The organism is Acinetobacter sp. 25-47-130, assembly GCF_056779705.1.
The window spans coordinates 1-330 of the sequence record NZ_JBWYII010000032.1 but is presented as its reverse complement, the minus strand read 5'-3'; the positions used below and the strand labels follow the sequence as shown (position 1 = coordinate 330).

General features: G+C 50.9%; 1 pseudogene. It reads left to right on the top strand.

What is annotated here, in order from left to right:
- Window positions 1-330, top strand: a pseudogene (locus tag AC1M83_RS14220) (type VI secretion system tip protein VgrG); the annotation flags it as partial.

Here is a 330-nt window from a genome sequence, read left to right as displayed (position 1 = left end):
AACTGCTACAACGCAGCCAATGGACGCCAAAACACAAGACAAACACCAACCAAGCAACCCACAAGGACCAAGAACGCCAAGCCAGCGAACTCATCTTACAACGACGCAACATCAAAACCGTACCCGAATACAACCCACTACAACATCGACCTAGCACCCATCCGCAACGCGCCAAAGTAGTGGGACCTGCAGGAGAAGAAATCCATGTCGATGAATGGGGACGCATCAAAGTACGCTTTCTGTTTACCCGAGCAGAAGACCACCAATTTGATGGCGGTGCAGGCAGTAACAACAACGATACCGATTCAGCTTGGGTCGATGTACTGACCC